Source organism: Arthrospira sp. PCC 8006 (genome assembly GCF_046480465.1).
Taxonomy (GTDB): domain Bacteria; phylum Cyanobacteriota; class Cyanobacteriia; order Cyanobacteriales; family Microcoleaceae; genus Limnospira; species Limnospira platensis.
Window position 1 is genome coordinate 11,732 of record NZ_PKGG01000006.1, and the last position, 24,781, is coordinate 36,512.

Here is a 24,781-nt window from a genome sequence, read left to right on the forward strand (position 1 = left end):
GGAAAGCTAATGGCAACTGTTCGTTTAGAAAATATTACCCGTAGTTATGATAGCGCTACGGCGATTGAGGGGATTAGCCTAAATATTCCTGATGGTCAGTTTTGGGTGTTGGTGGGACCTTCGGGCTGCGGTAAATCAACGATTTTGCGGACAATTGCGGGGTTAGAAAAAGCTACCAGTGGCGATATTTATATAGGCGATCGCTTAGTTAATGACATTATGGCACGCGATCGCAATGTGGCTATGGTATTTCAGAATTACGCCCTTTATCCTCATTTGACGGTTGCAGAAAACCTGGCTTTTGGTTTAAAAATGCGGGGGACTGATAGGGCTAAGATAGACCAACGGATTCAGGAAGTAGCGCGATCGCTATCTATTGAACATCTGTTAAGCCGCAAACCTAAACAATTGTCGGGGGGTCAACAGCAACGGGTGGCTTTAGGTAGGGCGATCGCTAGGGAACCTGATGTGTTTCTTTTAGATGAACCTTTATCTAATTTAGACGCACAATTACGAGACGATACGCGCGCGGAACTTAAGCAACTTCACCAGCGCCTAGGAATTACCACAATTTATGTGACTCATGATCAGGTCGAGGCTATGACCTTAGCCGATCGCATTGTGATTTTAGAACAAGGTCGTATTCAACAGGTCGGGACTCCTCAACAGGTTTACAGTAAGCCTGCTAATAGGATGGTTGCCACTTTTTTGGGTAATCCCCCCATGAATATTATCCCGGCTACCTATGGTAATAGTTTATTTTGGGTGGGGAGTCAATCGGTGGCTTGTCCGATGGTTATTCGGGAGAAAATACACCCCGAAGAAGGACAGAGATTTGAGTTAGGAATTAGACCGGAACATTTGCAATTGAACCTCAGCGAGTCGGAAACTGATCCGGTTGAACAAGATGTTTGGGCTTTGGATAAAGTCCCTCTGGAATTAGAAGTTAGTGTGGTTGAACCCCTAGGACGGGAAACTTTAGTTAGGGCTACCTGGCCATCGGATGATCAGAAAACTGTGCAGGGAAACATATTGCAATTGATGGCTTCCCCCAGTGTGCGTGTGCGTCCTGGCGATCGCATTCCAGTTACCCTAGATTTAAACTATTTAATGATTTTTGACCCGGCTACTGGGAAAGTTTTATAATCAATGCTCAATTAACTGTGGGTTCAGCGACCACTAGAGGCGATCGACCTCAAATTGCCGTTGCTATAATGGTTAAATATCGACCATACTCAAACCAACGGAGAAATTTTTTATGGATACTCAGAAAATTATCAACAATCCTGAATCGAATCGGGAAGCTCATCAGGTTTCGATTCAACAACAATTCCATCAAGAAATTGAACAAACCCCCGATGAAATCTTAGCGATCGCTTTAGAATTTCTACTATTTCTGAAGTCTCGCGCCTCGGATTCATCGCGATCGACTGCCGCATCCATCCTTAAAACTCTGGAAAAAATTGGTCAATGGGAAGGGGATGACTTGGAGGAATGTTTAGAGTTAGTCCATACATCTCGTGGTCAATTATATATTTCCACTGATGACACAGATACTCAAGCATTGAAAGCAGACTAACAGATTATATGTATTTATTAGATACCAATCACTGTAGTTTAGCCATGAATCATCAACCGGATATTATGGCTAGGTTAGCAGAACTTGATCAGTCCCAAATTTGTACTTGTGTGATTGTACAAGCCGAGTTAATTTATATGGCGGAGAATTCTCGACAGCGAGAGAATAACCTGAATCGGGTAAGGGAGTTTTTGCAAAATATTTTGATTTACGAAATTGATTCAAAGACTGCCGAAATTTATGGATCATTTCAGGCTGATTTGATGAAAAATTGGGGACCAAAAGAGAAAAATAAACGCCGTAAAACTCGACTGATTGATATTGGAGTCAGTCAACATGACCTATGGATTGCTTCAATTGCATGGCAACACAATCTGATTTTAGTTTCAGCAGATAGTGACTTTCAACGAATCCAAAGGGTGCGAGATTTGACTGTGGAAAGTTGGTACAGACCAACTAACTAAACTTCAGGCGATCGCCTGCTCTATGTGGTCGGCTTAACCCTACTAAAATCGACCATTAGGCGGCTAAAATAAGACGCTGTAAATAGGGAATTATGACCAGTATATTTACCTCAAAAACTGCCCAAATGATGATGGGGGAATGACCAAGCTAGAACTTAACCTGATGCCCTTTTTTGGTGAGGCTACTTAGTCAAAATAACCTCATCCCAACTTGGCTTATATCTGATGGAATAAGTAGGCGTAGCCAGCACAGATTATCCACAGTGAAAACCTAACTAATTCGTGATATTTTTGATGAGATAATCACCAATCAAAGAGTTAGTGATTATCCGGTCAATTCCTACATCTACTAATCTCTCAAAGTCGTTAATATTGTCTACCGTCCAGACTACTATATCAACTCCTTTATCGCGAGTTTCCTTGATGATACTAGGTTGGTCTAATATCACTTGATATTGACTACTCAAAATTGCATTACCAGCGGCTTGGGCTTTGCTAATTTGCTGCGGTAGTTGGGACTCATTTACTACAAAATATCCCAGTTTTATTTGGGGTTCTGACTGGCGACATTGCCATAGTAAATCTTCGTCAAAGGATGTTAAAATAGTGCGATCGCCTAAATTAGCTTCCCGGATGAGACCCAGAAGGGTTTTGATTTCTATATCCGACCATATAGCATGGGGTTTAATATCAAAATACAGCCATCCCTTAATCAATTTTAGGGCTGCTAAGGCCTCCTCTAAGGTGGGGATACGTTCTCCCCTATAAGACTCCCCAAACCACGCCCCAGCGTCTAATTCTTTCAGTTCGGAAATTGTTTTTTCGCGGATAGTTCCGGCGGTTCCAGTAATCCGATTTAGGCTTTTGTCATGAAAAACCACAGGGACACTATCGGCGGTAATCTGTACATCAAATTCTATGGAATTTGCTTGGTTGTAAATGGCGGCAAGTAAGGCGTTTAAGGTATTTTCCGGGGCGATACTAGAAAATCCTCGATGGGCAATTATTTCTACACTCAAGGTGATATCCTCATGGTCTAATTGTGCTGGTTTAAAAATTCGGAAATGGTTTGATTGAAAGATTCTGATGCGACTAAAAACGGCCAGTGATTCCCCGGCACTTGTTGAATAGTTAGATTGGTGAGATACTTTTGATAGGGTTTTAATTGCCATTCCATACGATTAACTCCCTTTTCCGGTTGGACTAGCAGGGTCGGTATGGCGATCGCTTCTGTTAATCCTGGAATTTTCATCACTTCTAAAAAGATTTCATTACGGGCGGTAATGCTAAACTTACTCCCCCATTTGCCATCAGGTTTTGCTTCCATGGCGGCGGCAAAAACTTGTTGTTGCTGAGGACTCCAACCCGAAAACTGTCTGAGTTGTTTAGCCTGGTTTTCAGCGGCGGTGAAACTCTCAAAAGGTCCTAGACATTTTAACGAGTCTAATTTACGATAAACTATGGGAAGGGTTAATTTGAGAAACCCAGGCATTTTAGTGATGAAAATAGGATCGACTAAAATCATACAGCGGAAACGTTCTGGGTGTTTTTTGGCCCAAATAGGTAGTAATTTACCCGTCCAAGAATGACCTAAAATGTGGGCGTTTGACCAGTGATGGTGATCCATTAACTCTTCTAGGTCGGCGATCGCCTCATCGAATGTATAACCGTGATCGGGTTTGTCGCTGTCTCCGTGACCTCTCATGTCGGGGGCGATAATATGATAGCGATCGCCCAGATATTCTGCTAAACTTGTCCAAACTAGGGCATGATCGGCTAGTCCATGTAGAAGCAACAACGGCTGTTGACCGTTAGGGTTCCACTCTAAATAGGAAAGTTTCAGGGTTTTTAATTCTAGGGTTTGGCGAGTCGGTGACATAGCAGAAATCACAAATTTTGATTAAGGATTGGGAATTGCCCCTACTGGTGAACAAGATTAATGGTAATCTTAAATGAAATCATCAATTTTGGCAACTAGGCTGACTGCCTAATCTGGGACTGATAATTTGTCGATGATCTAAAATTGACGACAGTTTGGTTATATTTTCGCGCTTTACCCCTAATCACAGCCATGATTCCACCTTCTGAACCCACCACAACTGAACAAGTAAAAAACGCCCTAAAACGTTTTTGGGGTTATGATGATTTTCGCCCCCCTCAGCAGGAAATTGTTGAGGCTATTATCAGGGGTCAAGATGCCTTGATTGTTCTGCCCACTGGAGGCGGTAAATCTATATGTTTTCAACTGCCAGCGTTATTAAAAAATGGCTTAACCATAATAGTTTCGCCGCTGGTAGCCTTGATGGAAAATCAGGTAAAAGAATTACACGATCGCCATTTAAGTGCCGGTATTATTCATAGTCAAATGTCCCCCAGGCAACGGCGGCACACTTTGCATCAATTGGAAACAAACAGCCTGCGATTGCTCTATTTATCACCGGAAACTTTATTAAGTAAGCCGGTGTGGAATTTAATCAATAAACCCCAGGTTTCTATTAATGGTTTGATTTTAGATGAATGTCACTGTTTAGTTCAATGGGGCGATACATTTAGACCTGATTATCGCCGTTTAGGGGCGGTGCGTCCCACTTTATTAAAACATAAACCACCAGGTAGCAAAATAGCGATCGCTGCCTTTACCGCTACCGCTGATCCCACGGCCCAAAACACTATTAAAACGGTGTTACAGTTACAACAGCCTCAAGAATTTTTACTTAGTCCATATCGGGATAATTTACACCTACAAACTCGCCGAGTGTTTACTCCCCTTGGTAGGCGAAAATGCCTGCTAAGTTTTATAAAAAAACATCAGAACCAAACCGGTTTAATTTATGTTCGCACCCGTCGAGATAGCCAAGAATTGACAGCGTGGCTGGAGAATTTAGGCTATCAAACAGCCCCTTATCATGGGGGACTATCGGCGGAAAAACGGCGCAAAATTGAATCTCAATGGTTAGAAGGCAAGCTGCAATTTGTGGTGTGTACTTCTGCTTTTGGGATGGGAATTAACAAGCCCAATGTCCGGTGGGTGGTTCAGTTTCAACCACCCCTATTACTATCAGAATATATCCAAGAAGTAGGAAGGGCTGGACGAGACGGAAAACCAGCAGAAGCCTTGACTATTCTCTGTGAACCGACGGGCTGGCTGTATCCTGAAGATAGACAAAGGCTGTCGTTTTTACAAGATAATTTTCGCCAACAAATGATGACCGCTAAACCCTTGATTCAAAAACTTCCCCAAAAAGGAAATTTAGAAACAGTGATCAGTCGTTTTCCCGACAGTGCGATCGCCTTGTCTCTTTTGCATTCTCAGGGAAAATTAGAGTGGGTTGATTTGTTTAATTATCAAATTAAAGATACATCACTATCTTTAACTGAAAATTCTAACACAGTTGCGATTCGCCAAATGACTCGCTATTTTGCTACCCGTGACTGTCGCTGGAAATTTATACTAGAGGCGTTTGGCTTTGGGACAGAAGCACAATCATTTCGCTGTGGTCATTGTGACAACTGCGATCGCCATGGGTCTTAAATTAGTGGCGATCGTCAATCTATTAATGCTATAATTGAAGTTGACACTGTTACCCCAATTTTATGCCATGATTAAAAGTTGGATTAAACGGCATCCTAAGCGCATCTATTTTTCATTTTTTGCCTTGGTCTTCCTAATTAGTTGTTTGGGAATAATAGCTGCGATATGGTCCTCATTGATCGAGAGACGAGATAGAAAAAATGAAAAAGTCGCCAGAGAAGTCTTAACCGACTTACTGCAAAACCAAAGCCAACAGCTTTTTCATTACAATCGATTCACCGACAATTTAGATGCTTTATATCGCACAACATCTGAGGGTAGACCTGGGTATAACTTTGCGATTAATGTTAATGAAAACCTGGTTTTAATTGATGCTATACCTACCAATTCACGTCTGCCTAATTTTGCTGGTGCTGTATTTATTATTCCTGGAGATAACCTCATACAAACAGTGGCGGGAATGTGTAAAAGTCAGGATAAATTATCAGCGCCGATTCAATTATCACGGGGTAACTCTCCCGTGGTTGAATGTCCTGATGATTCCGAGTTAATCATTTCTTTGGCTAGTGCTTTATTGGCAGTTACTGATGAAAATGTTACTCAAAATTTCGGAGGAGTTTGTCTAGTAGATCATTCATCTAATCAGTTGCGTAAACCGCCCAGAGCAGATGCGATCGCCCCTCCCAAAACCGGGGAAAACAGAATCCAATGTCCGGCCGGTTCTTCTCTCAAAAAATCTTGGGTGATTCCCGTTAGTCAATAGCCCAGTAACTCAGTATCTTATGCAGTAGATGATGGCTCCAGCATCTCACATATTGTTGTGCCCAAAAGTTGCCTATACCGAAAAGAGAAATGATAGGTTAAACTAGAATATTGTTGTCAAATTCATTAATTATGTCTGCTCTCAATCAACCCCTGATTTATCCTCATACCCGCCAAAGTGATCAAGTAGACGAATATCATGGCATCCAAGTCACTGACCCCTATCGGTGGTTAGAAGATCTGGACTCTGACGAAACCAAGGCTTGGGTAACAGCCCAAAATCAGGTAACATTTGATTACCTCTCCACCATTCCCAGCCGCCAAAAATTAAGCGATCGCTTGACCAAATTATGGAATTATGAAAGATATAGCATCCCCTTTCGACAAGGGAAACGCTATTTTTACTTTAAAAACGACGGCTTACAAAACCAAAGTGTTCTCTATGTAATTGACTCATGGGAAGGCGAACCCAGACTTTTATTAGACCCTAACCAACTATCAGAAGATGGAACCGTTGCCTTATCAGGAATTTCCATTAGTGAAGATGGCAATTTAATCGCCTATGGTCTTTCCGCATCAGGTTCCGACTGGCAAGAATGGAAAGTGATGGATATTAACACCGGAAAACCACTCCAAGATCATCTCAAGTGGATTAAATTTTCCGGTGCATCTTGGACTCACGACCATCAAGGATTCTTTTATAGTCGCTATGATGAACCCAACGAAGAAACTCAATTCGAGGATATTAACTATTACCAAAAACTGTTTTATCATCGCCTAGGAACCCCTCAATCAGAAGATGTTTTAATTTACCAACGTCCTGACCAAAAAGAATGGGGTTTCAATGGATTTGTCACCGAAGATGGTCAATATCTGATTATTTCGGTATGGCAAGGAACCGACCCCAAAAACCTCGTCTTTTATCGCGATTTAACTAAACCTGATAGCCCCGTAGTCGAATTAATATCCGAATTTGAAGCAGAATATAGCTTCATTGATAACCAAGGAGAAATATTTTGGTTTAGGACAGATTTAGATGCCCCAATGGGTCGAGTTATAGCCATTGATATTAACACCGGAAATAGCCATCAAATCATCCCAGAAGCCATAGAAACCCTGGAAGGAGTCAGCACCCTAAATAATCAGTTTGTTGCCCTGTACCTCAAAGATGCCCATTCCCAGGTGAATATTTTTAACCTAGATGGAACTGTAGTCCGGGAAGTAGAGTTGCCGGGTATTGGTTCAGTGGGGGGATTTGATGGTAAACGAGACGACACAGAAACCTTTTATTCCTTTACCAGTTTTACGACTCCTCCCACCATTTATAAGTATAATATAGTCACAGGAGAAAGTCAACTTTATCGACAGCCAACTGTCGATTTTAACCCCGAAGATTACCAGACAAATCAGGTTTTTTATAGCAGTCCTGATGGTACAATGGTTCCCATGTTTATCACCCATAAAAAGGGCTTAAAACTCGACGGGAATAATCCCACAATGCTGTATGGATATGGTGGTTTTGGCATCTCCTTAACCCCTAATTTTTCGGTAAGTCGTTTAGTTTGGATGGAAATGGGAGGTGTGTATGCTGTGGCTAACCTGCGGGGGGGTGGCGAGTATGGTCAACAATGGCATCAAGCCGGGATGAAACTGAAAAAACAAAATGTTTTTGATGACTTTATAGCAGCGGCTGAATGGTTAATTCACCACAATTATACCCAGGTAAATAAACTAGCTATATCCGGTGGTAGTAATGGCGGTTTATTAGTGGGTGCTTGTATTACCCAACGCCCAGAATTGTTTGGGGCGGCACTACCAGCAGTGGCGGTAATGGATATGTTACGCTTCCATAAGTTTACCATTGGCTGGGCTTGGACTTCTGAATATGGTTCCCCTGAAAATCAGGAAGAATTCCAAGTGCTTTATAGTTATTCTCCCCTGCATAATTTACAGCCAGGAACAGCCTATCCTGCTACTTTAATCACCACGGGAGACCATGACGATCGCGTAGTTCCCGCCCACAGTTTTAAGTTTATCTCAGCCTTACAAGCCGCCCACAGTGGCGACAACCCCGTGTTAATTCGGATTGAAACTAAAGCCGGACATGGGGCGGGAAAACCGATGGCTAAAATCATCGAAGAAATTGCTGATCAGTTTGCTTTTTTAGTGCGAGTTTTAGACATTAATTAAAATTCCCACTCAACCAGCCAGTATTATTCGGACTTGGAAACAATCACTTCCACCGGACGCAAAAGGCGATCGCCATATTGAAATCCCCGCCGGACAATTTTGGTGATCGTTTCATTTTCTAGGTCGCCATTAACTTCGCGATCGATAATTTTACACACCTCAAAATCCGGTTTTTTCCCCTGAAAATCAATAGTTATAACCTCTCGTTTTTCTAGGGTATTGAGTAGTTTCTTCTGAATGGTAGCGATTAACTGGGGTAAACGGGCGATCGCTTTTGGATCTGGTTCTGGGTTATTGTGCAAATATTCAATCAAAAAATCCAGAGAATCGACCACTTCTAAAAATTCCAAAAATAGCGTTTCTAGCCGTGCATTTTCCTCCTGTTCTTTCTCCATTAATTCCTGTTGCATTAAAGTTTTTTCTTTAAAAAGCTGACCGATAATTGTTTGGAGTTCGTCACGAAATTTGGCAGTAATTTCCAGTTTGTTTGAATCATTCATCATCTTAAATACTTAAAAATTCAATAAACATTTTTTGCCCCAACTGTTGAGCCACCTCGCCCGATTTGTCCGCGCCAATAGCTGACGAGAGATCATCAAATTCGGAAATCATCTCGAAAACCGGAATCGGTTTTTCAAGTTCCGAGAAATCCTGTCGCTTCAACCGCTGAATGGGTGGTAAAACCGGATGCAAATAATCAGCAATTAAACGTTCTTTTTCATCCATCAAGGCTTTTCTAGCCCTAGCGATTAAATCTGGGGAGTATTTTTTCCGCTTCATTGCCATCGCAAAAGCCTTAGTAATTTCGGCTTTTGATGCCGAAGGAGAAACCTCTAAAACCTGATAAGGGTTAGGATTCGATAGTTGATTTGACATAATTTAATAAATTCCACATTGACGATAAATATCCACAAATTCGGGGTCATTGGGGCAAATTTGATGCGCCCAACGGGCAAATTGTACGGCAGTTTCCCCGTTCATTTGACCTTCATTAACTCCCGCAATTAAAATTTCTATTAACATAGCAGCAATATGTCGCTTCACTTTCTGATTATGGCAGTTTTTGGCGCGACGTACCGCATCATTTAAATGAGATGGCATCAAACCAAGAATCTCATTAACCTCAATCTCAAATTCTAAGGCTTCAATGACATAAATTAAACGGGGATTTCTACTATCGGTTTTTTGCAGTTCTCGAAGTTGAGATAAAGCGCGACTTTTATCAATTTTATTATGCTGCATATTTTCGACAATTTCTTGAATACGAGATTCAACCCAATAGCTACAAGATGCTTCAGTTCCCAATAGTTGATACCAAAAATCACTAAAAGCCAGATGCTCTGATAAACTGTTTAACTCCTGACGCTGAGACTCACATAAGCGCTCAAGTTCTTGATGCCATTCTGGGTGCGATCGCCATTCATTTTTGAGAGCATTTAAAGCCGACACTGACTCTCGCCACCGTTGCTTTTGCAGATAGTGCCGTCCTTCCGAGTAGGCTAGAAATTTTTGGGCAAAATATTCCCTTGGTTGAGAATAATTAAATTGGTAACTCCGAGACGGTTTAAGTTGCATAGCCCGTTCTCCATCTCCGTCAAATGCCGCCGCCACAGCCGCACCCCAGGACGTATAAAGAGCCGGTAAAATATTGCTTTCTGTCGATACAGAATTCGAGGTTTGAGGAATATTAATACTGCCCCATTGATGCTGGTAGCGATGGTAACATCCCGGTAATAAAATTAGGTGATTAATTTGGGCGGCTTGATGGGGGAATTTTTTAACTAATTTCAGGGCGATCGCATCCAGACGAAATTGATCTCGCAGTTTCATATACTCCGCTAAGTTCTCATCTTTTAAACTATCAATTTCCCGTTCTAGGGTAGCCATCAAATGACTAAAAATTTCCTCAATATTAATGGAACTTTTCGGCAGCCAAGGAATATTGTGTAAAGCTGGATCGCCCGCCAAATTCGCTAAAGCCGTTGTAGCAGAAACCACCCAATCCCGGCGCGTGTTGCTGTTAATTTGAGCATTATAATAGGTAGCGATCGCCCAATTATGCAGAGATTTAAAATCTGGGTTTTTTAACCAAGCTTGTTCCGTAATTTGGGCAATTTTTTGCCAATCTTGACCCTCCCAAATTTGAGCTTCTAGGCGCGGTAAAATATGGTTATGGAGATTAGCCTCAACCACCGAATCTGAGCCGTAAGTATGTAAAAATTGACGGCTCATAGCACCAGCATTGTCTAGGTTATTATTATCAATCAACTGTTGAATAGACCACATCAATTTTAAGCGATCGCGCCCCCTTAATGTGCGGACAATTTCCAATTGATTTTTAACTTGGGGATGGGATAGCGATCGCCATTCCACTTCAGCCTGTTGAAAATCACCCTGTTGGACGTAAGCAAAACCACGCAGATATTTAATTTTTTCTCCTGAATGTCCCTGCAAATATGCGATCGCCTGTTGCCAATTCCCTGTTTTTAGGGAAACAATTGCCAAGCGAATTGGGGCTTCTGTTAATTCCGGGAGTAACTGATATGATTTTTGGTAAAATGATATAGCCTGTCCTAAATTTCCCGACTGTTCCGCCCAAAGTCCCTGACCATAATATTCTTTTCCTTGCATCACCCGGTTTAGTGTCGCCCGCAATGTTTTACCATCGTCGCGCTCGAACTTATTTAAGGCTAAATTAATCACATTTAGGGCGGACTGAAATTCACCATTTTTCCCTAAATTTACCGCTTTTTCCAAAGCTGATTCATACTGAATTTGTCCCTGAAGATATCCTGAACAATCGGCGATCGCCTCTTCCAGCAGTGGAATTTTAAATAATGTTTGGGCTCGCTCAAAACTCAGTTTCCCTCTTTTATAATCTTTTTGTTGGCAATATTTTTGACCTTCTTTAAATAAACTCCTAAATTGATTGTATTTCATCATTTTGTGTTCACAGCGAGCGATCGCTTTATTGACAATATCTAGTTCAAGAATTGTTCGACATTTTTTATATGTTAACAAAGCCTTTGATAAATTCGTCGTATCCAGCGGATCGCCAGCATCAGATTTTTCTAAATTCTGAGCTGAAACTATCATGCTTTTAGCAAATTTTATATTCCTTTTCCACCTATTCATCTCCAACTTAAAATCAGTTAACAAATCGCCCATCAATAGCTGTCGCAGTTTTTTCTCAACGAAAGCCGGCGAATTTGACCATTTGCTAATAGTAGATTGACCCTTTTTGGTAGCTTCAATTAGCTTATTTTTGGCAGCAAGTTTTTGGGCGGTTTTGATTTCCTGCTTAGTCACAGAAACCTTCTGACAGAAATCAACAATTTCTACCTTAAACAGTGCGTATGTCAGAGTATCAACCCAATTAATAATTGCATTCATAGGCAGTATTCTGGTAAGTTTTGGATAAAAATAACTTCCCCAACTTCGATCTTATTTTCTCTACCTTTTAAATTCGGGTTCATTTCGATTAATTCAGGCCAGCGCGACCCCTCCCCATAAAACTTGCGCGCAATTCTCGACAGGGAATCCCCCCGTTGAACCGAGTAATAAAATCCCCCACAGGATGACGATTCTCGGCTATTTTTATCGATTTTCTGTTTATTCAGCCAGGGCATAAATCCCGCTGTTTCGACCAATTCTGTGGTCGCTATCGAGGCGGTTTCCACCGGCAATTGACGGCTGATAAATCCTCCCAAAGCAATTCCCAACAGTAAAATCATCACGCCCATTAACAACAATAACTGTCGGATATTTTGAGGGGATTTAGGGGCAGCAATAACCGCAGCCTCAACCGCCACTTGGGGGAGTTCTTGCAGTTGGCGAATTAGGGTGAGATCCGTTTCACAGTTGGGGCAAATATTACCCTCAATTTCCGGGCGATCGCACACCGGACAGGTGAGTTTAATCGTCATCGTGTCAATCCTGTAGCAATAGTTCCTGTGGGTAATTCCCGATCTAAATAGGGAATAATCTCAGCCTGAAGTTCTTGCAGCAGGCTATTAGCTTGGCTGCCATTTCCTTGCTGTAATGCGTTCAACAATTGATTAAATTTGACATCCATACCTCCCGCGTGACTGGGGTTAATATGGTGAATGCGGGCGATTTCCTCCCGAATTGCCAGGACCAGTTTAACGCTATCAGGAAGGTTATCAAACTCTCGTTTGCTATCTTCTATTAATTTTTGCAAGCTGGAAATATTCTTCGTATTTAGGGCTTGTTGCAGTTGAGCAACTAAATTCCGCAACCGATATTTTTGATCTTCATGGATTAGCTGATCGCAAACTTCCAGCGCCAATTCAAATCGCAGTATGAAAATCTTGGCAATATCTAACTCATCATTAGCAAATTCTTCTAATTCCTTGAGTTTAGTTTCAGCTTGGTTAAGGCGATCGCGCTGGACTTGACCATTATAATAAATTTGGTTAGCCGATCGCACCACTTCCCCCGCGATTTCATTAGCACGTTTTACCCCAATTTCCGTTAAGTTACCCGCCGCATTCAGTTGTTTAATTCGTTCCTCAACCTGGCGAGAAATCTCCTCATTAACTCCCCCCCGCGAGAATGAACAACTAACTTTAACCTGGGGATTATTTTTCAGGGCGGCCGTCATTTGGAGCGAGTTATTTTCCTCGTCAAGTTCCACCGTCACTAAAATTTCCGTACCTTTTGGATAGGGGCGATCCAGGGCTAACCACATATCCCCGATCCGCTCATCTTGAGATCGGCGATCGAGTTCTTGGCGGACGCGATCCGGGCTAAAAAATTTAAAGTGAATTAGGGATTGTCCGTCCGCTTCAGTTTTAAAAGTATGGAACTTTTGCACCGGAAGAATATCGCCCTGGCTAATGATTACAAATCGCGGCTCATCCACCAATTCGATGCAATAATCACGGGAAACAGTCGTGACTTTTTCCGTCAGTCCCGCCGCCACGATCGCCGCCCCTTCCGCCACCGCATACATGGGGCGATCGTGAACTACAACTTGATGTTGAGGGAAGGCTTGGCGGATTTTTTGTTGGACGATCGGCACCTGAGCCGAACCGCCCACCAACAGAATGGCATCGATTTGATCGAGGGGATAATCTGAATATTTAATCGCATCCTGAGCAATTTTTACTGAGCGATCGATTAACGGTTCGATGCGTTTTTCAAACTCTTGGCGAGTCATGGTAACTTGAATCGGAATTGCCATTCCCATGTCATCAATTAAAGGTGTCGCCGTAATGATTTCCGCGGCTCCTTGGGTGCTGAGTTGAATTTTCGCCTGTTCCGTCTTTATTTTCAATTCCGCCAGTAGCCGCACTCGTTGATAATGCGGCATTTTTTGAATTAAGCGATCGACATTATCCAGCTTTTCAATCCGGGCGATTTCCTGTTTAACAAATTCCACAATACAGTTATCAAAATCGTCCCCACCTAACCACAAATCCCCCGCTTTTGCCGACTCAATAAATTGATTGCCAACCGAAGTAATAATCGAACAGTCTAAAGTCCCCCCACCAAAGTCATAAACCAAGATCGTACTCACCTCATCCGACCCCGGACGATAACCGTAAGAAATAGCTGCTGCTGTTGGTTCTGGGAGGAGTTCCCGCAGTTTTAATCCGGCTTTTTGGGCGGCGATTTCCGTGGCGTATCGCTGCTTATCATTGAAATAGGCGGGAACCGTAATTACAGCTTCCGTAATCTGGCTAGTTTGCCCCGATCGCTGCTGATAATTTTGGGCATTTACCACTACTTTTTTAACGATTTCGGCGGAGATATCTTCCGGTAGATATTCCCGTCCACCTAACCAAACCGATAGGCTATTTTCCGTCCCTTGGCTCGATTGAGTAATCTTATAATTGAAGCGAGATAATTGTTCTTGCACCACCGGATCATTAAAGCCTCGTCCGATTAATCGCTTGATGGAAATTATCACATTTTCCGTGTCTCCATCTCCCAGTTGCCGATAGGCTTGTTCTCCCACGATTAAACCATTGCGATCAGCCGCTACCACTGACCGGGTTAATTTGCGATCAGGTGGGGAGTTATCCGCCGCCGTAACTACTTGTACCTCAGCTAACTTGAAGCCAGCCACTGAGTTGGTAGTTCCCAAATCGATCCCAACTATATTTCCCATGATTAATTTAACCTTGATTATTTATACTTTAATTGTCTTCCGCTATTTTGGCAAGTTTTATCCGAAAATTTTAACAAATCTTAACCCTCATAATTTATCCAGTTCTTAATTTAGGAATATTGTCGCTCAAGTAAGGGTTATCACAGAGCAGTTTTTTGGCGATCGCCTGCTGTTTGATAAAATTAGAGTCAAACTGCTGCGGGTTGCTGCCGAGTCCTAACTTATACATGACTTCTTTGGCGGCAGTCGAACGATTATCAAATCCCATTGAGTCCGCAGTTAGGGCTGATAAAGTGTCCCGTTGATTAAGATTTAAGGCTTGTCGCCAATAGGTTAGTGATGCCTCAATTTGTAATGCTGCGGTGAGGGCTGTTGCTAATTTTAAGGTTGCCCAGTAGTGACTAGAATCGAGTTTTATCGCTTTCCGATAACACAAGCAACTAATCACTAAAGAATCGCGGGAATTTTTGATAATCGTTGTGGCTTCCTGTTTGGCTGTTTCCATTCCCACCACATCAATTGATATCCCCAACATCCTGATAAAATGGCGATCATATTTGCCCGAAAAAATGCCATCTCCCCAGAATGAACTATAGCTGCGATCGTACATTTCTCCGGCTTGAAAAAAGATGTTAGGATCTTGGGATTGTTCGGCTTGTTGATAAACTTTATAACCCTCTGGATGCAAAGTTTGCATTTTGGCGATCGCTGCATTATTTGCCCTCCTCGGTATAGGGGGAGTCATCGGTTTTGGTGGTTTTGGTGGTTTTGGTGTTGGTGGTGCAGGTGGTGGTGCAGGTGGTCTATTTGTGAGATTGGAAAGATTGGTCAAAATAGCCGAATTTGATTGAATGGGAATGGGATTATTGACATTATCTTGATATTGGTAATTAGGATAAAACTCAGAATTTAATAGCGTTTTCGGATCGAGTTGATAAATGGCGATCGGCGCAGCCCATACCCTTTTGAAACCCGCATAAAATAAATGCAATAAAAAACGTGACACTCTATTAAATATTACAACTGATATTGTCATGGCTACAAAACTAAAGAAGCCATCCATTAAACTCGCTAACACTAGGAAAATGCTCATCAATACTGAACTCCAAAATATTAACCAAGTATAAATATATAAGAAGAAAAATAACCAGATGGCGAAATAAGCTGCCAGTTTTGCTTTCCGTTTCAAAAAATAAGCAATTAGAAAATATGGTGATATTGGCAATAGTAAAAAGACAGGCAGAAGAATTACCCCAGCACCTGCCTCACTGATGGCTAATAAAGACAGAAGGAATACTAAGCCAACACAAGCGCCCCCAATTTTACAGATGATCGCAAAGATGTTATAAGCCTTTCTGAGTTGAGTTTCAGGATCGGTTTCGGAACCGGGAACCGGCCGATCGCGCCACAGAATTTGTAAATACCAAAAAATAAAGTCACGAATCAGCTTAACTTTAATTTGCGTGCCGTCTTTCAAATCAAAGCATTGTCCGTCTTTGATAGCTTGAGGATTGACAAATTTACCGAGTTCCCGTCCATCTAAATAAATGGTAAAATTTTGCCATCCCTTCTCCCAGGAAACAACCAATCTTTCGGGTCCCCCTGGTTGTAGTGCATATTGCTCTTTAAACACCATTCAAACCCTCAAATAAAATAATTGTTTCCTGTGTCCTGCGAATCTAAAAAGCTGTGGTGTCGTCGCGTTGGGCTGCATAGAAAAACCTCCCCGATTAGATCGCCAAGTTTGGTGAATTGATCACACAACTGACCTAGGGGAGGTGAATGATTAGAAGCGGGGGAATTTTGATAGAGGATATCTTCGCAGCTTGTGACGATCGCCGACAGTATCATACCCAAAATCGTCCTGTGGCTGATGGTTTTCATCTCGTTGTGACCTGGGAGATGTGGTCGTGATCGCAAACTGGAATAGGCCATTGCTCACCTCTGCTCGAATGTTCTATCGAGTTATCGGCAAATTTCGCAGCTTTTACGCAATCGTAATATTTCTTGACAAAGTAGGCGATCGCCGCAGAGGTCAGCCACCCCAAAACCCCCAGAATCACAGGAACCCAGGTTTAATAATTGACAGTTACTCAATTTGGAGGTGATTAGGGAGAAGTTTTATCTCCAAATTTGGGCACATCTGTTAACTTAGTGATGGTATAGCAGCAACCAACTCACCGAATAATTAAAATCTGACCTTATACATTTCCCACAATTCCCCCGACTGTTTTTTAACAATCTTAGCCCCAGCTTTTTTAATCAAACTTTCCCAATTTTCCATAGATTCTAAATAAACTTCTGTTCCCAAATAAGTCTCTAAAATCGCCCAATCTTCTGCTAGGGGCACTTCCCCATTGAGAACATCAAATACCAAAATTCCCTGTGGTTTTAAGACTCGTTTAACTTCCGCCATAACTTCTAGCCAATATTCCAGGGGATAGTAACAACTAAACCCAGTGGCTATAGCTAAATCAAACTTTCCGGTTTCATATTGTAACTGATGAGCGGGGGCTAGTTCAACCCCCTTAAATAACTTAGAATTTAACTGAGGACCTCGGGAATTTAAAGCATCTCTAGCCACGGAACTAATTTCTTGACCATGAAATAAAGCATTCCATTCTCGCCAGGGATAAATTAAAAAACTTACTCCGCAACCAATATCTAAACAATATTGATTTTTCTTAGGTTGGGCTAACTCCCAAAATGGAGAAGTGAGTTTTAGTTGAAGAGTTCCCGAAATGCGATCGCGAAAAATCGGCATATTTTCCACTTCTTCGGGGAGTTCAAAAGGTTCTCCTTGATATTCCTGGTTAAAACGGCTGGCTACGGAAGTAATTGGGGACTGCCACTGGTCAGCAGTCCCGCCAGTTGATAATCCGAAAAATCCCAAGGAAGGGTTAGAGTCTGGTTTTTTAGACATTATAGCTGATAGAAATTAGCGCTTCGATCCTTTTAGGGCTTTAGAAAAGTTTTGGCGATAGGAACGATTAGAGATCAACAAAATCGGCCATAATAATGATAAGGAGACACGATTTCCAAAACTCTTTTCAAAGTTGGTGCGCCCAAACCCAGACCAAAACTTCCAGACTCCACCAACATAGACGATTAATAGTGCGATCGGAATTAGGACATTCATAATATGACTCTGCTTGCCTAATTTAAGTGATATTAGCGGTTATGTATAATCTTATCAGAAATTATCAAAGGTTTGCAGATGTTCCCTCAGATGCGATCGCCCTCAAATCTTCCGGCGTGTTACAATTGAGGAGCATCTGAGATTCCACAGTTCCGACTGATATAGGTGTTACGGGAACCTGATCTAGCCACCGTTGTAGCGATCGCTCGACCGTTGCCATAAATTCCTGTAAAGACTCTAAAGCCTGGTGGCGGTAGAATCCACAGAGAGGTTCCCACCGCGACCCATGACGGGGAATCATAGCCAAATGGGATGGCGGCACCAAAGTCAACTGCTCCTTCCAGCCTCGCAAAATATCGGGTTGAAGTTGAGGTAAATCGCAAGCCAGCAACAATAGCCAAACACAGTCAATTTGACTCAACCCAGTAGCCAAAGCCACCATCGGACCCTGACCGGGGTTAGTTTCCATCAGCAGATTATAACTACCCCCCACAGCCTGGTAACGTTCTGGCCAAGGTGTTAATACATAGACCTGCTGACAACAATTCCCCGCCGCCTCAACCACCCGGCGCAGTAGGGGAACCCCCGCCACCGGAATTAAAGCCTTATCGCGACCCATGCGAGAACTACGTCCCCCCGCCAGAATTAAAGCCACCAGGAAATCATCAGCCATCTCCAAAGACCTAAATCAGCCCATCCATCTGTAACTCTTCAATAATCTGTAACCCGCGCGGATCACCAACCCGTAGCAGAGAAGACTTAGCATCATCGCGGACACTCAAATCCTCATCCTCCTCTAGGGCTTCAATTAAGGCATCGATCGCCCCAGCATAGACCACATTAGAAGGTAATTCCCGGCTTAACTGTCCCAAAGACCAAGCGCAATTACTGCGAACTGCGGCCACCTCATCCCCACGCAAAGCCTCAATCACCGGGGGAATAGCTTTCACCACCCCATCATATCCCACCTTCCCCATTTGACCCAAGGAACTCGCCGCCCAGAGTCTCACGGCGGGAATATCAGTTTTAATGGCTTCTAGCAGAGTATCTAAAGCCCTCGGATCGCGACAATTTCCCAGAGCCCAAACCAACCCCTTGCGGACATAACCATTCCAATCGCAATTATATTGTTTAATGAGCGGTTCCACGGCATCCGGGCTAGGATTACGCCCCAAAGCATAGGCGACACTTACCCGCACGAGGGGGCACGAGTCCTCTAATAAACCTATCAAAGGTGCGATCGCCCGTTGGTCTTGAAGTTCACAAAAAGCCCGCGCCGCAATCATCCGGTGTTGCGGTTCCGGGGACTCAAGCAACGGCAACATTTCCTCTGGATCTGGCTTAGGGGCTTCCTCCTCTTGCCAATGGTCCAGGGGACTCTCAGCGGTTTGCTCAAAATTAACTACACTCAGATCTTGATCCTCCATAATTTCGATTTTACCAAAAAATGGGTTTTCTATAATCCCCATACTAAATTGATAATTAGTCTGGCGATCGGGGTGGGGGTTTATTATACAGTGGCCCTGCCCTTTGATGAACATTGGCCCATTCTCTCTGGGTTCAGGTTAGCGCCGCCTTAATCCTCATCCCCTCATGGACAATTGATAATAGCTCACAGCGTCAGGCTTTCATGGTAGGCTTTAACCAATGAGATAAATCTTTATCTAGTAGTTCTTGAAGTTTGAGAATATCTTCTCGATACAAGTTTTGTAGTAACTGCCTTTCTTCCTCAGCTAAAGGCAAGGCACTTTTGTCTTTATAATTAGCAGCGAGTAAGCGATCGCGGATTTTTTGTCTGGTAGCTTCTGGCAGAAATAAACGCAGTATAGATGCCACTGTCTTTCTCACCGGATTCTGAGTTCTCAAAACACTATTAACGGTCTGGTTTTTGGGAACTGCCGCTTGTTGTGCCCGCCTGGAAGTATCGGGAATAAATGTATTATCAACCCCAATAAACTCATAAATATCCTGCATGAAAGCCACCGGAGACTCTTGCAAATCATCATACCAATAAACCTTGATATTTTCTCTGGCAAATTTCTCGAAAAAAGCCATCAGAGGTTCGGCATAGAAACCTTTTCTGATGGTGAAAGATGTAATCGGATTTTTAGTGGCTTGGGCAGACAAACTGGGCACATTCTTACCACCAATAACGTCTCGAATGTGCATTAAATAGTCTGAGTAAGCTCGGTCAACCGGATTTCTAAGAATAGCAATTAACTTAGCATTCGGCAATATTTTATCAATCTTAGGGATTGATGTTTTATAGTTAAATAAATAATTGGGGGAAACTTCGCCGATCGCCTTTTCATTAGTGACACTTTTAAACAAGTCCGTATATTTTTCTAGGGTGTCAATTCGCGATGGTTTACGGCTTTCCTCTAAACTCCATTCTCTTTCTAAAAAATTGGTTTCCTTAACCGGACTCATATAAACTTCCGGGTGTTGATTCAGATAATTGTAAATGGATGTAGTGCCCGACTTTTCGACACCAATAATCAAGAAATTGGGTAATTTGCCTGGGTTCATAACTGATTAATTTAACTCCCTATTATAGGACGATATCACTAAGTTTTGATAACCTCGATGTAGAGGATATCATTTATCGGATTTAGAGCTGCTTAACTAAACCCAAAGATTGAGGTTGATAGCCCAATTTTTCATACAAACTCAGAGCGGGTTTATTGTTAGTAAAAACCTGTAAACTGATTTGGCGATCGCCCCTAGTTTTAGTCCATTTTTCCCCGTAATTCATCAAAGCCGCCCCAATTCCCTGTAGTCGATGTTCTGGGTGAACATAAACCAGAAAGACATGAGAAATGCGATCGCCCGTGACTTGATTAATAGCATTTCCCATCCATAAACAGGCGATCGGGGTGATGTTTTTACCGCCGGAGATTTCCACCCACCACAGAGGGGTTAGGGGTGAAAAATACTGTTCTACAGTGTTCGCCAGGTGAGAGAAATCCTGATCGGGGTACAATTCCCGATAGGTGCGATTCATGAACTTAACCAACAAAGAGCGATCGCGAGTAGATCCAGAACGGATAGTATAACCAGAGACCAAAATTTCAGACACGGATCATTAATTGATGAACAATGGGGGCCATCTCCCCTGAATAGTTAACGACTCCCATAGGTGCTGGTGCTTGCATATCACCCGGTAGGAAAATACGCGCACTCACCGCCACCAAAGCCAACAGAAAAATCATAACCACCAACAGTGGCGCGATATATTGACGAAAAAAAGCCATAACCGGGACTCTAACAGTTAGTTATCAAAGGGAAAAAATCCATAGTCAATTGTAACCCTGATTGACCTGAAATGCCAAACTTACAGCCATGAACTTAACATTGTGCGGGTGTCTGGCTGTGGTGGTGCTAAATTAGTGGAATGTCCTAATATATTCTCAGAATTCCATACACTACCGAAGCCCTAAAATCCCTAATTGTGGACGATATCGATCGCTACTACCAACTTCTGAACGTCAAACCTGGTGCTTCCCTACAGGAAATCAAACAGGCTTACCGGACTCTAGCATTATTATGGCATCCCGATCGCTATCCCGCCGACTCCCATATTCAGTATCAAGCCACAGAAAAATTCAAAGAGATCAACTATGCTTATGATCGCCTACAGACCCTATTAAGCGATCCCAACTTTTCCCCTTACCCAGTCATCTCCCCGCCGCCACCAACCCCACCAGTAACCGCCACACCTATTCAGCGCCCACCAAGACCGCCGAAAGTCAATCCTAGGGAAACCGAGACCAGTGACGAACTCATCCCCTGGGGTTGGTTAACCGGGGCATTTTTCAGCTATACCCTAGTAGGTTGGATTTTAGGATATTTAGAAATTTACCCAGGAACATGGTTATTAGTCGCCTTGGTTTGGGTAGGACTATCCCTAGAAGCCAGTTATGGCTCGCAAACCCAGTATCCTTGGTTAATTTCTCTGATGATAGCCGGAGGAATAGCGGGAGGAATAGCCGGAAGTCAAGCGGGGGGGCTAATTACTGCGATCGCCTGGGCTATAGCCGGAACTGCTTTAGGGTCAATTATCGGTTCCGATAGTAACTCACGCACGATTATTTGGGGGTTTAGCTTCACCGGAATTTTAGCGATCGCTGGTTGGGTAGCTGGGGCTGAAACCGGGAATGGTTTAGGATCGTTAATTGGGGGAATAATTGGTTCTTCGACTGGGTGGATAATTGGCATTATTTCTGATGCTATGTTTCAAGTCAAAAAACGTGGCGGTGTTGGTAGTTGGTTCGGATTTCAATTAGGAGCGTGGTTAGGAGCTTGGTCAGGAGCCGGGTCTGGGGCGGTCAGAGAGGCGATCGCCAACACCGGACTTGATGCGATCGTCGGCGCTTGGGGAGCCATTGCCATTATTTTTGGCGTAGTCGCGCAAATGGTAGCCGGGGAAAAATTATTAGTTTCCTTCAACAAATTTTATACCGCCTTGATATTAGTTTCTATTTCTGGCTTAGGATTGACATTAGGTAAACTTCTATCAAATTAACGTCAATTTTCCCCATAACCTACGGATTAGTACAATCACCACCCGAAAAGAAAACTAGGGTCAAAATCTTTAAATTGAGTGGACAACAATGAAACTAGATTTACGCCAATTTTTTCGGGCGTGTAACCCCGCCAAAACCATAGACGTAGGGAACCCGGAAGAGCGAAAATATTACATCAATTTTTCCCGGGTTCGCGGAGGTACACTCATCGAACAAATTGCTCGCACCATTTCTCGCCTCTCCCCCGATAGCCCCACCTGTCAACTATTTACCGGACATATCGGTTCGGGAAAATCCACAGAATTATTGCGCCTGAAAGCCGAATTAGAACAGCAAGAATTTCATGTAGTCTATTTCGAGTCCTCCAAAGACTTAGATATGGCTGATGTCGATATTACTGATATCCTCTTGGCGATCGCACGTCAGGTCAGCGAAAGTGTCGAATCAATGAACATCAAACTTAACCCCACAGGCTTTAAAAACCTGATTCAGGGTTTACTTGATGTCATCAACACCCAAATTAATGTCAAAGCAGAATTAGGCATCCCTGGACTCTCGGAACCGGGGGAATTTTCCCTCACTCTAGGAATTGGGAAACTCACCGCTAAAGCCAAAGACTCCCGCGACCTGCGATCGCTCTTACGACAATACCTCGAACCCCGCACCAACAATATCCTAGAAGCCATCAATAAAGAATTACTACTTCCAGCCATTCAACAACTCAAACAACAGGGAAAAGCCGGCTTAGTAGTCATTATTGATAACCTCGACCGGATCATGAATTCCAAAAGCGCCACCGGACGACCCCAACCAGAATATTTATTTATCGATCGCGGCGACCAACTCAATCAACTTCAGTGCCATGTCGTTTATACTATTCCCATCGGGTTAATTTTCTCCAGTGACTTGGGACGACTAACCAGCCGATTTGCTAGTGAACCTAAAACACTACCCATGGTTCCGGTTAAATTTCCTGATGGTACACCCTACCCAGAAGGCATTGAACATCTCCGAAAAATGGTCATGGTCCGAGCTTTTCCCGGTATTGACCTCGATAATTATACTCATTTAATTACTAAGGTTTTTGATAGTCCAGAAACTCTCGATCGCCTTTGTATTATGAGTGGTGGTCACGTCCGCACTTTACTCGCCCTCCTGTATAGTTGTTTACAACAAGAAGATCCACCCATTGTCAGGGGTATCTTGGAAAATGTGATCCGCCAACGTTGTCATCAGTTACTGTTGGCTATATCATCAGAAGAATGGCAACTTTTACGTCAGGTCGCCCAAACCAAAAAAATTATGGGTCTCAGGGAATATCAAACCCTATTACGCAGTTTATGGGTCTTTGAATATCGCCATGAGGATGAATATTGGTTTGATATTAATCCAGTTATCGCCGAAGCCCATCAATTTAAAATGGTTGACCGTTAATAGTTAGTTAGTATTAATCTACCGATTTTATCGTAAAATGTTACTGATGTCAATACTGGTAAACTTTGATGATTAAAGGCACAACTAAACTGTTAGGAATTGTTGGCTATCCCGTCGAACATTCTATGTCCCCAATTATGCACAACGCCGCGATCGCTCATCTCGGCGTTGATTATGTCTATGTACCCTTTCCAGTGGCTCCTGACCAGTTAGCATCAGCTTATCGAGGCTTTCAAGCAATCGGTATTCAGGGATTTAATCTCACTATTCCCCACAAACAAGCAATTATTCCCCTACTAGATAATGTCTCAAAATTAGCCACGGCTGTAGGGGCAGTTAATACGGTTTGGTACAGTGATAAAGGCTGGAGTGGTACTAATACAGATGTTGCCGGTTTTTTGGCTCCCCTCAAGGCGTTAAACCGCCCCAATTGGCATGAAAAAATAGCCGTAATTTTAGGTAATGGCGGCGCGTCTAGGGCGGTAGTCGCTGGTTGTGCTGAATTGGGAATGGCAGAAATTCATATAGTCGGTAGAAACCCCCAAAAGTTGGAAGAATTTAAGCAAAGTTGGCTAAATTCGCCCCTTCCCATTAAGGTTAATGTTCATAATTGGCAGGAATTAAACCCCTTAATTAAGCAAGCAGATTTATTGGTAAACACTACCCCGGTGGGAATGTCTCCCCATATCGATCGCTCTCCTGTAGATGCCGAAAATTTTGAGGGTTTAAAATCTGGGGCGATCGCCTACGATTTAATTTACACTCCCCGCCCTACTCGCTTTTTACAACTGGCTAAAAATCAAGGTGCTGTGGCGATCGATGGCTTAGAAATGCTGATTCAACAAGGAGCCGCCGCCCTGGAAATTTGGCTACAACAACCCATCCCGATCTCAGTCATGCGTCAATCTTTAATCATTGATAATTGATCATTCATAATTGAGCTATAATCGTGGGGGAGGGTTTGGCTGTTAATTGTCAATTCCCCAGGAATGTTTTGTTGAACCTGCCCCTGGGGAATG

At 42.9% G+C, this 24,781-nt stretch carries 26 protein-coding genes; 10 read left to right on the forward strand and 16 right to left on the reverse strand.

The window, feature by feature from the left end:
* Positions 1-9 precede the first annotated feature (9 nt).
* The 3 genes from B9T16_RS01890 (at position 10) to B9T16_RS01900 (ending at position 2,043) form a co-directional block, all read left to right on the forward strand.
* Positions 10-1,146: an ABC transporter ATP-binding protein gene (locus B9T16_RS01890; RefSeq protein WP_006620211.1), complete on the forward strand. Its 1,137-nt coding sequence runs from the start codon at positions 10-12 to the stop codon at positions 1,144-1,146.
* A gap of 112 nt (positions 1,147-1,258) precedes the next feature.
* Positions 1,259-1,579, forward strand: coding sequence for a hypothetical protein (locus tag B9T16_RS01895; protein WP_410243995.1), 321 nt, complete (start codon positions 1,259-1,261; stop codon positions 1,577-1,579).
* An 8-nt stretch (positions 1,580-1,587) separates the two neighbouring features.
* Complete coding sequence (locus tag B9T16_RS01900) at positions 1,588-2,043, forward strand: type II toxin-antitoxin system VapC family toxin (RefSeq protein WP_410243996.1); 456 nt, start codon at positions 1,588-1,590, stop codon at positions 2,041-2,043.
* 275 nt (positions 2,044-2,318) lie between these two features.
* On the opposite strand, the gene B9T16_RS01905 is transcribed toward B9T16_RS01900, so the two are convergent.
* Positions 2,319-3,062, reverse strand: a complete 744-nt coding sequence (locus tag B9T16_RS01905) for a glycerophosphodiester phosphodiesterase (RefSeq protein ID WP_410243997.1) — start codon at positions 3,060-3,062, stop codon at positions 2,319-2,321.
* Positions 3,063-3,079: 17 nt separating this feature from the next.
* The gene (locus tag B9T16_RS01910; RefSeq protein WP_006620215.1) at positions 3,080-3,922 is read right to left on the reverse strand and encodes an alpha/beta fold hydrolase; all 843 of its coding nucleotides are present in this window, start codon (positions 3,920-3,922) and stop codon (positions 3,080-3,082) included.
* A 192-nt stretch (positions 3,923-4,114) separates the two neighbouring features.
* On the opposite strand from B9T16_RS01910, the gene B9T16_RS01915 reads away from it, so the two are divergent.
* The 3 genes from B9T16_RS01915 to B9T16_RS01925 all read left to right on the forward strand — a co-directional run bounded on the left by B9T16_RS01915 (position 4,115) and on the right by B9T16_RS01925 (position 8,527).
* The gene (locus B9T16_RS01915; RefSeq protein ID WP_410244013.1) at positions 4,115-5,575 is read left to right on the forward strand and encodes a RecQ family ATP-dependent DNA helicase; all 1,461 of its coding nucleotides are present in this window, start codon (positions 4,115-4,117) and stop codon (positions 5,573-5,575) included.
* 175 nt (positions 5,576-5,750) lie between these two features.
* The gene (locus B9T16_RS01920; RefSeq protein WP_410243998.1) at positions 5,751-6,338 is read left to right on the forward strand and encodes a type IV pilin-like G/H family protein; all 588 of its coding nucleotides are present in this window, start codon (positions 5,751-5,753) and stop codon (positions 6,336-6,338) included.
* A gap of 131 nt (positions 6,339-6,469) precedes the next feature.
* Positions 6,470-8,527 carry a prolyl oligopeptidase family serine peptidase gene (locus B9T16_RS01925; protein ID WP_410243999.1) on the forward strand — a complete coding sequence of 686 codons (2,058 nt, stop codon included), beginning with the start codon at positions 6,470-6,472 and terminating at the stop codon, positions 8,525-8,527.
* A gap of 23 nt (positions 8,528-8,550) precedes the next feature.
* Here the strand turns inward: B9T16_RS01925 and B9T16_RS01930 are convergent, their stop codons facing one another.
* The 6 genes from B9T16_RS01930 to B9T16_RS01955 all read right to left on the reverse strand — a co-directional run bounded on the left by B9T16_RS01930 (position 8,551) and on the right by B9T16_RS01955 (position 16,299).
* Complete coding sequence (locus B9T16_RS01930) at positions 8,551-9,030, reverse strand: nucleotide exchange factor GrpE (RefSeq protein WP_014277418.1); 480 nt, start codon at positions 9,028-9,030, stop codon at positions 8,551-8,553.
* Position 9,031: 1 nt separating this feature from the next.
* Positions 9,032-9,403 carry a molecular chaperone DnaJ gene (locus tag B9T16_RS01935; RefSeq protein WP_006620220.1) on the reverse strand — a complete coding sequence of 124 codons (372 nt, stop codon included), beginning with the start codon at positions 9,401-9,403 and terminating at the stop codon, positions 9,032-9,034.
* A 3-nt stretch (positions 9,404-9,406) separates the two neighbouring features.
* A complete protein-coding gene (locus B9T16_RS01940) occupies positions 9,407-11,920 on the reverse strand; it encodes a tetratricopeptide repeat protein (RefSeq protein WP_410244000.1) in 2,514 nt (837 codons plus the stop codon).
* On the reverse strand, positions 11,917-12,453 hold the full coding sequence (locus B9T16_RS01945) for a LysM peptidoglycan-binding domain-containing protein (protein WP_006620222.1): 537 nt from the start codon (positions 12,451-12,453) through the stop codon (positions 11,917-11,919). The genes B9T16_RS01940 and B9T16_RS01945 overlap by 4 nt, the downstream gene beginning before the upstream one ends.
* Entirely contained in the window at positions 12,450-14,663 is a 2,214-nt protein-coding gene (locus tag B9T16_RS01950) for an Hsp70 family protein (protein ID WP_410244001.1), read from the reverse strand. The genes B9T16_RS01945 and B9T16_RS01950 overlap by 4 nt, the downstream gene beginning before the upstream one ends.
* Positions 14,664-14,757: 94 nt before the next feature.
* Entirely contained in the window at positions 14,758-16,299 is a 1,542-nt protein-coding gene (locus tag B9T16_RS01955) for a hypothetical protein (protein WP_410244002.1), read from the reverse strand.
* A 146-nt stretch (positions 16,300-16,445) separates the two neighbouring features.
* On the opposite strand from B9T16_RS01955, the gene B9T16_RS01960 reads away from it, so the two are divergent.
* Positions 16,446-16,577 (forward strand): hypothetical protein, encoded by a 132-nt coding sequence (locus B9T16_RS01960; RefSeq protein WP_286131419.1) that lies wholly within the window; start codon positions 16,446-16,448, stop codon positions 16,575-16,577.
* Between the two features lie 51 nt (positions 16,578-16,628).
* Here B9T16_RS01960 and B9T16_RS01965 read toward each other — a convergent pair whose 3' ends face one another.
* The 8 genes from B9T16_RS01965 to B9T16_RS02000 all read right to left on the reverse strand — a co-directional run bounded on the left by B9T16_RS01965 (position 16,629) and on the right by B9T16_RS02000 (position 21,056).
* Positions 16,629-16,760, reverse strand: a complete 132-nt coding sequence (locus tag B9T16_RS01965; protein WP_286131418.1) for a hypothetical protein — start codon at positions 16,758-16,760, stop codon at positions 16,629-16,631.
* Between the two features lie 91 nt (positions 16,761-16,851).
* A complete protein-coding gene (locus B9T16_RS01970) occupies positions 16,852-17,586 on the reverse strand; it encodes a class I SAM-dependent methyltransferase (protein ID WP_006620225.1) in 735 nt (244 codons plus the stop codon).
* Between the two features lie 15 nt (positions 17,587-17,601).
* Complete coding sequence (locus tag B9T16_RS01975) at positions 17,602-17,802, reverse strand: hypothetical protein (protein ID WP_006620226.1); 201 nt, start codon at positions 17,800-17,802, stop codon at positions 17,602-17,604.
* Positions 17,803-17,866: 64 nt separating this feature from the next.
* Positions 17,867-18,475 (reverse strand): molybdenum cofactor guanylyltransferase, encoded by a 609-nt coding sequence (locus B9T16_RS01980; protein ID WP_006620227.1) that lies wholly within the window; start codon positions 18,473-18,475, stop codon positions 17,867-17,869.
* 10 nt (positions 18,476-18,485) lie between these two features.
* Positions 18,486-19,229, reverse strand: coding sequence for a HEAT repeat domain-containing protein (locus B9T16_RS01985; RefSeq protein WP_410244014.1), 744 nt, complete (start codon positions 19,227-19,229; stop codon positions 18,486-18,488).
* A gap of 193 nt (positions 19,230-19,422) precedes the next feature.
* Positions 19,423-20,331 carry a sulfotransferase family protein gene (locus tag B9T16_RS01990; protein ID WP_410244003.1) on the reverse strand — a complete coding sequence of 303 codons (909 nt, stop codon included), beginning with the start codon at positions 20,329-20,331 and terminating at the stop codon, positions 19,423-19,425.
* Between the two features lie 82 nt (positions 20,332-20,413).
* Positions 20,414-20,881, reverse strand: coding sequence for a GNAT family N-acetyltransferase (locus tag B9T16_RS01995; protein WP_014277412.1), 468 nt, complete (start codon positions 20,879-20,881; stop codon positions 20,414-20,416).
* On the reverse strand, positions 20,874-21,056 hold the full coding sequence (locus B9T16_RS02000; RefSeq protein ID WP_317270568.1) for a hypothetical protein: 183 nt from the start codon (positions 21,054-21,056) through the stop codon (positions 20,874-20,876). Before B9T16_RS02000 ends, B9T16_RS01995 begins: the two co-directional genes overlap by 8 nt.
* A 197-nt stretch (positions 21,057-21,253) precedes the next feature.
* Between B9T16_RS02000 and B9T16_RS02005 the strand changes: the two genes are divergently transcribed.
* The 3 genes from B9T16_RS02005 to B9T16_RS02015 all read left to right on the forward strand — a co-directional run bounded on the left by B9T16_RS02005 (position 21,254) and on the right by B9T16_RS02015 (position 24,688).
* Positions 21,254-22,327, forward strand: coding sequence for a J domain-containing protein (locus B9T16_RS02005; protein ID WP_410222881.1), 1,074 nt, complete (start codon positions 21,254-21,256; stop codon positions 22,325-22,327).
* A gap of 88 nt (positions 22,328-22,415) precedes the next feature.
* Positions 22,416-23,762, forward strand: a complete 1,347-nt coding sequence (locus B9T16_RS02010) for a P-loop NTPase fold protein (protein ID WP_006620232.1) — start codon at positions 22,416-22,418, stop codon at positions 23,760-23,762.
* A 68-nt stretch (positions 23,763-23,830) separates the two neighbouring features.
* Positions 23,831-24,688 carry a shikimate dehydrogenase gene (locus B9T16_RS02015; protein ID WP_006620233.1) on the forward strand — a complete coding sequence of 286 codons (858 nt, stop codon included), beginning with the start codon at positions 23,831-23,833 and terminating at the stop codon, positions 24,686-24,688.
* Positions 24,689-24,781: the final 93 nt, after the last annotated feature.

Bases quoted from the DNA above. Each gene is read 5' to 3' on its own strand.
- B9T16_RS02010 (WP_006620232.1), top strand. From the start codon at position 22,416: ATGAAACTAGATTTACGCCAATTTTTTCGGGCGTGTAACCCCGCCAAA.
- B9T16_RS01945 (WP_006620222.1), bottom strand. From the start codon at position 12,453: ATGACGATTAAACTCACCTGTCCGGTGTGCGATCGCCCGGAAATTGAG.
- B9T16_RS01940 (WP_410244000.1), bottom strand. From the start codon at position 11,920: ATGAATGCAATTATTAATTGGGTTGATACTCTGACATACGCACTGTTT.
- B9T16_RS01985 (WP_410244014.1), bottom strand. From the start codon at position 19,229: ATGGAGGATCAAGATCTGAGTGTAGTTAATTTTGAGCAAACCGCTGAG.
- B9T16_RS01950 (WP_410244001.1), bottom strand. From the start codon at position 14,663: ATGGGAAATATAGTTGGGATCGATTTGGGAACTACCAACTCAGTGGCT.
- B9T16_RS02015 (WP_006620233.1), top strand. From the start codon at position 23,831: ATGATTAAAGGCACAACTAAACTGTTAGGAATTGTTGGCTATCCCGTC.
- B9T16_RS01890 (WP_006620211.1), top strand. From the start codon at position 10: ATGGCAACTGTTCGTTTAGAAAATATTACCCGTAGTTATGATAGCGCT.
- B9T16_RS01980 (WP_006620227.1), bottom strand. From the start codon at position 18,475: ATGGCTGATGATTTCCTGGTGGCTTTAATTCTGGCGGGGGGACGTAGT.
- B9T16_RS02000 (WP_317270568.1), bottom strand. From the start codon at position 21,056: ATGGCTTTTTTTCGTCAATATATCGCGCCACTGTTGGTGGTTATGATT.
- B9T16_RS01910 (WP_006620215.1), bottom strand. From the start codon at position 3,922: ATGTCACCGACTCGCCAAACCCTAGAATTAAAAACCCTGAAACTTTCC.
- B9T16_RS01970 (WP_006620225.1), bottom strand. From the start codon at position 17,586: ATGTCTAAAAAACCAGACTCTAACCCTTCCTTGGGATTTTTCGGATTA.
- B9T16_RS01990 (WP_410244003.1), bottom strand. From the start codon at position 20,331: ATGAACCCAGGCAAATTACCCAATTTCTTGATTATTGGTGTCGAAAAG.
- B9T16_RS01960 (WP_286131419.1), top strand. From the start codon at position 16,446: ATGATTAGAAGCGGGGGAATTTTGATAGAGGATATCTTCGCAGCTTGT.
- B9T16_RS01955 (WP_410244002.1), bottom strand. From the start codon at position 16,299: ATGGTGTTTAAAGAGCAATATGCACTACAACCAGGGGGACCCGAAAGA.
- B9T16_RS01915 (WP_410244013.1), top strand. From the start codon at position 4,115: ATGATTCCACCTTCTGAACCCACCACAACTGAACAAGTAAAAAACGCC.
- B9T16_RS01900 (WP_410243996.1), top strand. From the start codon at position 1,588: ATGTATTTATTAGATACCAATCACTGTAGTTTAGCCATGAATCATCAA.
- B9T16_RS01930 (WP_014277418.1), bottom strand. From the start codon at position 9,030: ATGATGAATGATTCAAACAAACTGGAAATTACTGCCAAATTTCGTGAC.
- B9T16_RS01925 (WP_410243999.1), top strand. From the start codon at position 6,470: ATGTCTGCTCTCAATCAACCCCTGATTTATCCTCATACCCGCCAAAGT.
- B9T16_RS01935 (WP_006620220.1), bottom strand. From the start codon at position 9,403: ATGTCAAATCAACTATCGAATCCTAACCCTTATCAGGTTTTAGAGGTT.
- B9T16_RS01975 (WP_006620226.1), bottom strand. From the start codon at position 17,802: ATGAATGTCCTAATTCCGATCGCACTATTAATCGTCTATGTTGGTGGA.
- B9T16_RS01895 (WP_410243995.1), top strand. From the start codon at position 1,259: ATGGATACTCAGAAAATTATCAACAATCCTGAATCGAATCGGGAAGCT.